Below are 8,833 nucleotides of genomic sequence, written 5' to 3'. Positions count from 1 at the left end.
GGGCGCCTCCTGCGGGGCAGCGGGAGCCGCGGCCTCCGGAGCGGGTGCGGGCGCGGCCGAGGCCGCCTCACCGGGCTCGCTGATGACACCGAGTTCGCCGCCGACCTCGATCACGTCGTCTTCCTGCGCGACGATCTTGGACAGCACACCCGCCACGGGGGACGGGATTTCGGTGTCGACCTTGTCGGTGGAGACTTCGAGCAGCGGCTCGTCGACCTCGACCGTGTCTCCTTCCTGCTTCAGCCACCTGGTCACCGTTCCCTCGGTGACGCTCTCACCAAGAGCGGGCATCTGGACGGAGAAGGCCATGTCCGTTGACTCCTCTGACTGCTCGACGGGTTCTACAACAGTTGATCTCGCTGCGGACTCCCGGTGCTGGTCGCGCCGGGAGGCCGGAAGCCACCGATCATTGTGCGTGGCACCGGAGATCCGTGTGGTTCTTGTACCGCGGTCCATCCTTGCACTCGCTCGCAAGCCATGTAGCACAGGGCGGCGAACTGTACGGAGCTGGCAGTATGGGAAGACCGGCGGTGAACATTCTCCGGTGCAGGAAAGGAGGTCGACGTCGTTGAGTTTGCTGGATCGTTTCCGCAGCGGCGCGGCCCGGGGTGGCGGCGGTCTACGTGGGGGTTCGGTGCGCGGGGAGGACGCCCGTTACCTGGCCGCCTGGGTGCGCACGCACGTGGGCGTCGAGGGCTACGTCGAGCCGAAGACCACGGTGACCGATGTCACAGTCGTGCTTATTGCCGCTGATGGTGAATGGACACGCCGGATCGTCGGGGAGCGGGGGGCGCAACGGCTTGCCAAGGATTTGCACATCCCCGTCTACGACGTGCGCAAGACTGGATATCCGCAGCGGATGCGCGACTACGACGCCCGCAAGCGGGTGGAGCGCAAGCGCGCGCTCGAGCGGGATCTGCACGACAACTGAGCGGTCGAGTTGTCCGGTATGCCCCGGTTTCCCACGGCTGCTGCCGGAGGGTTTCCTGGACGAGCGGAGCTGGTCCGGTTCGACCGAAGATCACCGCGTTGTCGTACGCAGCGCTCGCTGAGGGGCGGAGTGCGTCGTCCGCCAGGCGCCCAGGACGACGCACCGCCACGTCACTCCGCGGCGATGGACTCGAGCACCGCGATCAGCGTGCGGACCGGGACACCGGTGCCGCCCTTGCCGATGTAGCCGAACGGGCCGCCGGTGTTGTAAGCCGGGCCTGCGACATCGAGATGGGCCCACTGCACGTTCTCGGGGACGAACTCCTTCAGGAACAGCGCGGCCGACAGCATGCCGCCCCACCGGTGCGGCGCCACATTGGCCAGGTCGGCGATCTTGGAGTTCAGATCGGCGCGCAGCTCGCTGGGAAGCGGCATGGCCCAACCGTTCTCGCCGACATCGCGGGAGATGCGGGCGACTCGGTCGCGGAAGTCGTCGGTGCCCATCACGCCGGGCGTGCGGGTGCCGAGCGCGACCATCTGCGCGCCGGTCAGCGTGGCCACGTCGATCAGGTAGTCGGGCTCGTCCTCGCTCGCGCGCACGATCGCGTCGGCCAGGATCAGCCGGCCCTCGGCGTCGGTGTTGAGCACCTCGACGGTGGTGCCGCCGTACTGGGTGAGCACGTCGCCTGGGCGCTGCGCGGTGGCCGACGGCATGTTCTCGGCCATGGGCACCGTGGCGGTGACGGTGATCGGCAGGCTGAGCCGGGCGGCGAGCAGCGTGGTGGCGATCACGGCCGCGGCGCCGGCCATGTCGGAGGTCATGTTCTCCATGTTCTGCGCGGGCTTGATGGAGATGCCGCCGGTGTCGAAGGTGATGCCCTTGCCGACCAGCGCGACCTTCTTCGTCCCGCCCGCGTAGGTGATCCGGATCAGCCGCGGCGGGCGCGAGGAGCCCTTGCCGACCCCGAGCACGCCGCCGTAACCGCCTGCTTCCAGGGCTTTCTCATCGAGCAGCTCGACGGTGAGCCCGGCGGCCTCGGCGAGCTCCTGCGCGCGGGCGGCGAACTCGGCCGGGAACAGGTGGCTGGGCGGGGTGTTCACGAAATCCCGTGCGGTGGCGACGGCTTCGGCGGTGACCTGCGCGTGGAACAGCGTCTCCTCGCCGAATCCCGGGTCCGGCACCAGCAGTTCGACGCGGGCCACGGGCTGCTCGTCCGGCTTGGGCGCGGACTTGTCCGACCGGAACGGCGTGAACGAGTAGGCGCCCAGGTAGAAGCCCTCCGCCGCGGCGCCCAGATCCAGGCCGGACAGCGTGGTCACGACCAGTTCGGTGCCCGACAGTGCACGGGCCGCGACGCCGGCCGAGCGGCGGATCTGCTCGGGGTCGAGTTTGTCGGCCGCGCCCAGACCGATGGCGAGCACGCTGGACACCCCGTCCAGCCCGGCCGGGGCCGGGATGCGGGTCAGCTCCTCGGCCTTGCCCTTCGCCCCGACCGCGCCGAGCTGGTCGAGCAGTTCCGCGCGGACCTCGGCGTTGAGCACGTCGCCGAACAGGTCCTCGGGCACGATGCTGGGGCCGTTCTCCGAGGAGGTCAACCCGATGACGAGCACATCGGTGTCCGCGCCGATGGTCTCAGTGCGTGCCAGTTCCGGTCCGAGCGAGCGATCTGCAACAGCGGTCATGGGCACAGGCTATTCGGTCGGTCCGGGATGGCGCACCGCGACGCCGTCGAGCAGCAGTTCCACCGCTGTGGCGAGCAGGTCGTCGAAGTCCATGTCGAAGCCGGAGTTCTCGTCGCCGAAGAAGCGATGCAGGACCGGACGCACCGCGGGGTCGAGCAGTTCGGCCAAGTCGTCGCGCAGGGCGGGCGTGTCCCGGGGATCGCCGAGACGGTCGACGCGCTCCGAACTCCACAGCAGCGCGAGTCCCTGGACCACGCCCGACAACGCGAGATAGATCGCGATGACGGTCCGCTTGTCCAGGTCGGCACGGTCGAGTGCGGCGAAGCTTCGTTCCAGGATGTCCAGCATCGGGGGGCTCACCGGCGGACTGGTGCGCGCCAGCAGCGGCAGCATCCACGGATGCTCGCGGTAGAGGCGCCATTCTTCGTGCGCTTCGTGCCGTAGCCGACGACGCCAGCCACGGCAGTGCGGCCCCGGCGGCGGGATCTCGTGCAGCACCAACTCGGCCATGTTCGCCAGCAGCGCTTCCCGGTCGGGGAAGTGGCGGTAGAGGCTGGCGGTCGCGACACCGAGGGCACTGGCCAGGCGGCGCATGGTGAGGCCGTCGATGCCGTCTCGGTCGGCCAGTTCGACAGCGGTGCGGGCGATGCCGACTTTGGTGAGCCGGGTCGGGCGGGTCGCGCGGCGGAGCGGGACGGACGCGCGCCGGGCGCGGTAGGCGCGGGCCTGACAGGACCGGGAGCAGTACCTGCGCCGACGGCCGCGGGCGGGCTGGGCGAGTTCGCCGCGGCAGATGGCGCACGTCATGGCGGCTCCCATTTCGACACACGAACAGGTGTGACGAAATACTAGCAAGGCGCCTATAGCCTGCATAAATTTGCGTGCAAACACGATGTTCACATTGGAAGGAACGGCAATGGAGATCACCGTTCGGCAGGCGGCTGTCACCGACCGCGACGCGCTCATCGAGGCGTTCGGCGCGGCTAGCGCGGACGAGGTGGTGACGGCCTGGGTGCTGGAAGGGGAACCCGACGCGAGCGTCCGGACCGCTTTCGTGCCCGGGTTGGTCGACCGCGCCTTGCGGGAGGACGAGATCTGGGTGGCGGGGGCCGGGGAGGAGATCTGGTCGGTCTCGATCTGGCAGCACGTCACGTCGGTCCAGCGGTTCGAAGACGAGGCCGCCGAAGCGCGGACGATGGCCGGCCAGGCGCCGGGCTCGCGGGTGCTGGAGCGCGTCGCGTTCCTGACCGATCTGCTCGCCAGGGAACACCCGCGCGAGTTCCCGCACCGGTACCTGCACGTGATCGTCACGATGCCGGAACACCGTGGCAAGGGAGCGGGCGCGGCGATCATCGCCGACCGTTTGAAGTCGGCGTCCGAAGCATCCGTCCCGGCATTCCTGGAAGCGAGCACGGAACGATCCGCTCGCCTGTACAGCCGGTCCGGATTCGCTCCCACCGGAACGACGCACACGCTCCCGGAGAACGGTCCGACCCTCATCCCGATGTGGTTTCGCCCGTAGCGTGAGTCGCGTAGCGGTGTCCACCAAGGTGCTAGCTGTGGTCATCGGCCCCGGTCGCCGAGAGCATGCGGCTTATCGGCGATCCCGGGACGAGCCCGGCGAGCATCGCCGCACCGACGCCTCGGCCCCGGATAAGCTCGGCTGGTGACCGAGACGAGCCTGCTGCAAGGACCTATTCATACCGTGCACGTCGAATTGGATGCCACCTTCGCGCCGTTCGGCGGCTGGGAGATGCCGGTGTCCTACGCGGGAACGGTGACCGAGCACCAGGCGGTCCGCACGACGGTCGGGCTGTTCGACGTCAGCCATCTGGGCAAGGCGACCGTGCGCGGACCCGGCGCCGCGGCGTTCGTCAACTCCGCCTTCACCAATGATCTCGGCCGGATCCGTCCGGGCAAGGCGCAGTACACGCTGTGCTGCGCGCCGCACGGGGGAGTGATCGACGACCTGATCGCCTACTACGTGAGCGACGACGAGATCTTCCTGGTGCCCAACGCGGCCAACACCGCGGCGGTCGTCGCGGAACTGCGGAAGGCCGCGCCCGAAGGCATCACCGTGACCGACGAGCACCGCGACTACGCCGTGTTCGCCGTGCAGGGCCCGCGCTCCAGCGAGGTACTGACCGCACTCGGGTTGCCTACCGACCTCGAGTACATGGCCTACGCCGACGCCGAATGGGATGGCCGTCCCGTCCGGGTGTGCCGCACCGGCTACACCGGCGAACACGGCTACGAGCTGCTGCCGCGCTGGGACGACGCCGAACTGTTGTTCCGCGCCCTGGTCGATCAGGTGCGCGCCGCCGAGGGGCAGGTCGCCGGGCTGGGCGCACGCGACACGCTGCGCACCGAGATGGGCTACCCGCTGCACGGGCATGAACTCTCCCTGGAGATCTCGCCGGTGCAGGCGCGCTGCGGCTGGGCGGTCGGCTGGAAGAAGCCGGAATTCTGGGGCAAAGCCGCGCTGGAGCAGGAGAAGTCGGCCGGCCCGCGCCGAATCCTGCTGGGACTGAAGGCGCTCGACCGCGGCGTGCTGCGGCAAGGGCAGACCGTGCTGCGCGAGGGAAAGCCGGTCGGTGAAACCACCTCCGGCACCTTCTCGCCCACCCTCAAGGCCGGCATCGCCTTGGCCCTGCTGGACACCTCGGCGGCGATCGAGCCCGGCGCCGAGGTCGAGGTCGACGTCCGCGGCCGCCGCCTGCGCTGCGAAGTCGTCCACCCACCCTTCGTGGACACCAAGACCAAATAGTCGGCATCCCTGTGAGGAACCACGCTGCAAACCGACCAGCGGGCGGCAGTCGCGCAATTGAGCGCGGGTGCGACCGGGCAGTTACCTGGCAAGTAGGGCGCAGACCGTGAGTAGATGGCCGGATCGGTCCGGATAGTATCGTCGCCATGACCGCTGCCGCACAGTTCACCCGTGTTCCGCATCCCGCGCCCGTTCCGGCGCAGCGGCGACAAGAGGTACTGGCGGCGCCCGGGTTCGGACGGTACTTCACCGACCACATGGTCTCCATCGATTACGTCGACGGCGCGTGGACGAACGCGCGGGTCGAGCCGTACGGCCCGCTGTCGTTGGATCCGGCGACGATGGTGTTCCACTACGGGCAGGCCATCTTCGAGGGACTCAAGGCCTACCGCCAGAGCGACGGCAGCGTCTCGTGCTTCCGCATCGACGCCAACGCGGCGCGTTTCCGCAGGTCGGCTCATCGCATGGCGATGGCCGAGCTGCCCGACGAGCTGTTCATCGAGTCGGTGCGGCAACTGCTCGAGGTCGACCGGGACTGGGTGCCCGCGGCGGGCGGCGAGGAATCGCTGTACCTGCGGCCGTTCATGTTCGCCACCGAAGCGGGCCTCGGTGTGAAGCCAGCCGCCTCGTACAAGTACCTGCTGTTGGGTTCCCCGGCGGGCGCGTACTTCCCGCGCGGCGTCAAGCCGGTGCGCGTGTGGCTGTCCACCGAATACGTGCGCGCCGCGCCGGGCGGCACGGGCGAGGCCAAGGTCGCAGGCAACTACGCCGCCTCGCTGCTCGCCCAGGCCGAGGCCTCGGCCAAGGGATGCGATCAGGTGGTGTGGCTGGACGCGTGCGAGCGCCGCTATGTCGAGGAGATGGGTACCAACAACCTGTTCTTCGTCTTCGGATCCGGCTCCGAGGCGCGCTTGGTCACCCCGGAGCTGTCCGGTTCGCTGCTGCCGGGCATCACCCGTGACTCGCTGTTGACCCTGGCCGCCGACTCCGGCTACCCGGTCGAGGAGCGCAAGATCTCCGTGGAGGAGTGGCGCAAGGGCGCCGAATCCGGGGAGATCACCGAGGTTTTCGCCTGCGGCACCGCCGCGGTGATCACCCCGGTCGGCTGGGTCCGTTCCGGCGAGGGTGAGTTCACCATCGGCGGCGGCGAGCCCGGCGAGGTCACCATGGCTCTACGCGACACCCTCACCGGCATCCAGCGCGGCACCTTCGCCGATATCCACGGGTGGATGCGCCGGATGTGACTCAGCCCGGCATGAGCATGTGCCACTGCTCCAGGGTCTGCGGACGCATGACGTAGTTTTTGTCCCGGACAGTGGACAGCGCCGCGCTGGGTTCCTCCGAATACCAGTGGCCCGGGTAGACCACCGGGTCGCCTGCGAGTCCGGCGAGGTAGCGCAGGCTGCGGAACATTTCGTCCGAATCGCCGCCGGGGAAATCGGTGCGGCCGCAGCCGTCGACGAACAGGGTGTCGCCGGCGATCAGCCGGTTGTCGAACAAAAAGCATTGGCTGCCCGGCGTGTGTCCGGGCGTGTGCAGTAATTCGATGTCGAACGGGCCGACGGCGACCTTGTCACCGTGCTCGTGACCGGTCAGCTCGCTCTCGGCTATCCCGGTGACGTTGGCCACCCACGACAGCTCTTTGGCGTTGACATGCACTGGGACGCTTGTCTTTTCGAGTAGTTCCCGCACACCGCGGAGGGTGAATCCGAGCATCGTGCCGCCCACGTGGTCGGGGTGGTGATGGGTCGCCAGCACTCCGCTCAGCCGCAGTCCGTCTCCTTCGGCTATGTCCACCAGGTCGCCCGCGGCGTAGGCCGGGTCGACCACCACGCACTCGCCCGTCTCCCGATCGCCGATCAGATACGCGAAGTTGCGCATCTGCGTCGCGATCGGATCGCCCACGGCGTAGTCGCGTCCCGACAACAACTGGCGAAAATAGAGGCGCTCAGAAGACATACAGCACACCTTATTGCCCGGCCCAGACGCTTCGCGCGCCGCGGCCGGAAAAATTCCAGTGCACCGGAAGCCCGGCCCGGCCGAACTGGATCGATGTTCAGGTGCTCTGACGACGTCGCCGTCGACCAGGTCCAGGCGCCCGGTCTGCGCACGTACTGAGCGATTGCCAAGAATTGGCCAATCGGATCGACATCCCCGAACAGTGGATCGAAAACCACTCCATCCAACGGCGGTTCGCGGTGGTTACCGCAGAGCGAAATATCTGTGTTCTGTATGAGGCAGCGCAGGTCGCGGCGCTGAAAGGGGTGGGGTCACTCTACGGGCACTTCTTCGGCACTCTGCTCACCAGAACGGTGTCTCGCGGGTAAACTTCGGTTTGCTCGTTAGTGACTGGACGGTGAACGCGACGGAGTGGCTATGAACATTTCCGCAGGCGCGGTAAACGTGATCACCTGGACGGCCAACGCTACGACGGCCGCGGCTGGGGCTGTGGGCGGCGCCGCCGTCAACGGCGTGGTCGGCGGCATGCAGGGTGCCGCGGTCGGCGTGAAGAACGGGCTGAGCAGAGGCAGCCGTTCGACACCGGCGGCCGCGCTGACATTGGCGGCGATCGGCGCCACGGGTTTGGTGGACTGGCCGGTGCTGCTCGGCGTCGGAGGCACCGCACTGGTGATCCGGCAGCTCGGTCAGCGCAGGGGCGGGCAGCCGGTGCCAGGCGCCGGTCGTCCCGGACAGCTCGAGCAGCGACCGGAAGGCGAGCAAACGCCCGGCCGAGGCGAAGAAGGCGGTCGGACGCCCGCGCGTAAGAGTGCGGCCGGGTCGCGGCGCTCGCCGAGCAAGCGTTAGCCGCCGACGTGGACCTGAGCCGACTGGTACGGACCTCCGCGACACTGCCCTTGCGCGCCCTCGACGTGGGTGCGCGGACCGCTGCCGTCGTCACCGCCGCGGGCCTGGACCTCGCGACATTGCCGGTGCGCACGATGCCTGCCGCCCGCGCGATCGAGGCGATCACCGAGGCCGCGTCGGAACTGCTCGGCGGTAAGCCGGCCCGGCGCCGTTGGCGCGGCGACAACCGCTGCTGGATAGAAGTGCGCGGCCTCTGCGAACGTGAGCCCGACGACGACGAAGTGGGCTCCGCGGTACTCGCCGCCCTGCGCGCGCATCGTGGTGTGATCTCGGCGGCCCTCAACTACCCGCTGTCACGCGTCATCGTCGAGGTGGACGAAACGACGACCGTCGACGAGCTGTGCGACGTGGTGACCGCGGCCGAGAATCTGCACCCCGATTCCGGTCACCCGCCGGTGGACCTGCCTGCCGACGGCATCGTGCTGGCCGGCAGCATGGTCTTGGCGGCGATGAACACCGTCGGCTTGGGTGTCGCGCTGGCCGGCCGCGTGGCCGGTGTGCGGCGGCTGCCCGCGGGCCTCAACGCCGTTGTCGCGCTCGTCGATTACCAGCCGCGGCTGCGCCGCGCCGTCGAACAGCGCCTCGGCG

General features: G+C 68.8%; 9 protein-coding genes and 1 pseudogene. 6 read left to right on the top strand and 4 right to left on the bottom strand.

Going from position 1 to position 8,833, the window contains the following annotated elements; genetic code table 11:
* A partial coding sequence (locus tag NA4_RS35980; RefSeq protein WP_305793852.1) for a biotin/lipoyl-containing protein occupies nucleotides 1–309 on the bottom strand: 309 nt, incomplete at its 3' end.
* 259 nt (nucleotides 310–568) lie between these two features.
* Between NA4_RS35980 and NA4_RS35975 the strand changes: the two genes are divergently transcribed.
* The gene (locus NA4_RS35975; protein WP_084497757.1) at nucleotides 569–931 is read left to right on the top strand and encodes an oxidoreductase; all 363 of its coding nucleotides are present in this window, start codon (nucleotides 569–571) and stop codon (nucleotides 929–931) included.
* A gap of 170 nt (nucleotides 932–1,101) precedes the next feature.
* On the opposite strand, the gene NA4_RS35970 is transcribed toward NA4_RS35975, so the two are convergent.
* The gene (locus NA4_RS35970) at nucleotides 1,102–2,613 is read right to left on the bottom strand and encodes a leucyl aminopeptidase (protein ID WP_067480159.1); all 1,512 of its coding nucleotides are present in this window, start codon (nucleotides 2,611–2,613) and stop codon (nucleotides 1,102–1,104) included.
* Between the two features lie 9 nt (nucleotides 2,614–2,622).
* Entirely contained in the window at nucleotides 2,623–3,420 is a 798-nt protein-coding gene (locus NA4_RS35965; protein WP_067480161.1) for a TetR/AcrR family transcriptional regulator, read from the bottom strand.
* A 109-nt stretch (nucleotides 3,421–3,529) separates the two neighbouring features.
* Here NA4_RS35965 and NA4_RS35960 point away from each other — a divergent pair, with 109 nt between their 5' ends.
* The 3 genes from NA4_RS35960 to NA4_RS35950 all read left to right on the top strand — a co-directional run bounded on the left by NA4_RS35960 (nucleotide 3,530) and on the right by NA4_RS35950 (nucleotide 6,624).
* Entirely contained in the window at nucleotides 3,530–4,135 is a 606-nt protein-coding gene (locus tag NA4_RS35960; RefSeq protein WP_067480157.1) for a GNAT family N-acetyltransferase, read from the top strand.
* A gap of 144 nt (nucleotides 4,136–4,279) precedes the next feature.
* Nucleotides 4,280–5,380, top strand: coding sequence for a glycine cleavage system aminomethyltransferase GcvT (gene gcvT / locus NA4_RS35955; protein WP_067480155.1), 1,101 nt, complete (start codon nucleotides 4,280–4,282; stop codon nucleotides 5,378–5,380).
* 146 nt (nucleotides 5,381–5,526) lie between these two features.
* A complete protein-coding gene (locus NA4_RS35950; RefSeq protein ID WP_067480152.1) occupies nucleotides 5,527–6,624 on the top strand; it encodes a branched-chain amino acid aminotransferase in 1,098 nt (365 codons plus the stop codon).
* Between the two features lies 1 nt (nucleotide 6,625).
* Here the strand turns inward: NA4_RS35950 and NA4_RS35945 are convergent, their stop codons facing one another.
* Entirely contained in the window at nucleotides 6,626–7,339 is a 714-nt protein-coding gene (locus NA4_RS35945) for an MBL fold metallo-hydrolase (protein ID WP_067480150.1), read from the bottom strand.
* A gap of 417 nt (nucleotides 7,340–7,756) precedes the next feature.
* Between NA4_RS35945 and NA4_RS35935 the strand changes: the two genes are divergently transcribed.
* Both NA4_RS35935 and NA4_RS35930 read left to right on the top strand, forming a co-directional pair.
* The gene (locus NA4_RS35935) at nucleotides 7,757–8,185 is read left to right on the top strand and encodes a hypothetical protein (protein ID WP_067480146.1); all 429 of its coding nucleotides are present in this window, start codon (nucleotides 7,757–7,759) and stop codon (nucleotides 8,183–8,185) included.
* 8 nt (nucleotides 8,186–8,193) lie between these two features.
* Nucleotides 8,194–8,833 (top strand): annotated as a pseudogene (locus tag NA4_RS35930) (heavy-metal-associated domain-containing protein); the annotation flags it as partial.

This window comes from Nocardia amamiensis NBRC 102102 (assembly GCF_001612745.1).
GTDB classification, from domain to species: domain Bacteria; phylum Actinomycetota; class Actinomycetes; order Mycobacteriales; family Mycobacteriaceae; genus Nocardia; species Nocardia amamiensis.
The sequence above is the reverse complement of the archived record's forward strand: the minus strand, read 5'-3'. Positions and strand labels throughout refer to the sequence as shown.

What these genes read in the sequence shown, in the direction of transcription:
- NA4_RS35970 (WP_067480159.1), bottom strand. Translation starts at nt 2,613, where the DNA reads ATGACCGCTGTTGCAGATCGCTCGCTCGGACCGGAACTGGCACGCACT.
- NA4_RS35965 (WP_067480161.1), bottom strand. Translation starts at nt 3,420, where the DNA reads ATGACGTGCGCCATCTGCCGCGGCGAACTCGCCCAGCCCGCCCGCGGC.
- NA4_RS35960 (WP_067480157.1), top strand. Translation starts at nt 3,530, where the DNA reads ATGGAGATCACCGTTCGGCAGGCGGCTGTCACCGACCGCGACGCGCTC.
- NA4_RS35950 (WP_067480152.1), top strand. Translation starts at nt 5,527, where the DNA reads ATGACCGCTGCCGCACAGTTCACCCGTGTTCCGCATCCCGCGCCCGTT.
- NA4_RS35945 (WP_067480150.1), bottom strand. Translation starts at nt 7,339, where the DNA reads ATGTCTTCTGAGCGCCTCTATTTTCGCCAGTTGTTGTCGGGACGCGAC.
- NA4_RS35935 (WP_067480146.1), top strand. Translation starts at nt 7,757, where the DNA reads ATGAACATTTCCGCAGGCGCGGTAAACGTGATCACCTGGACGGCCAAC.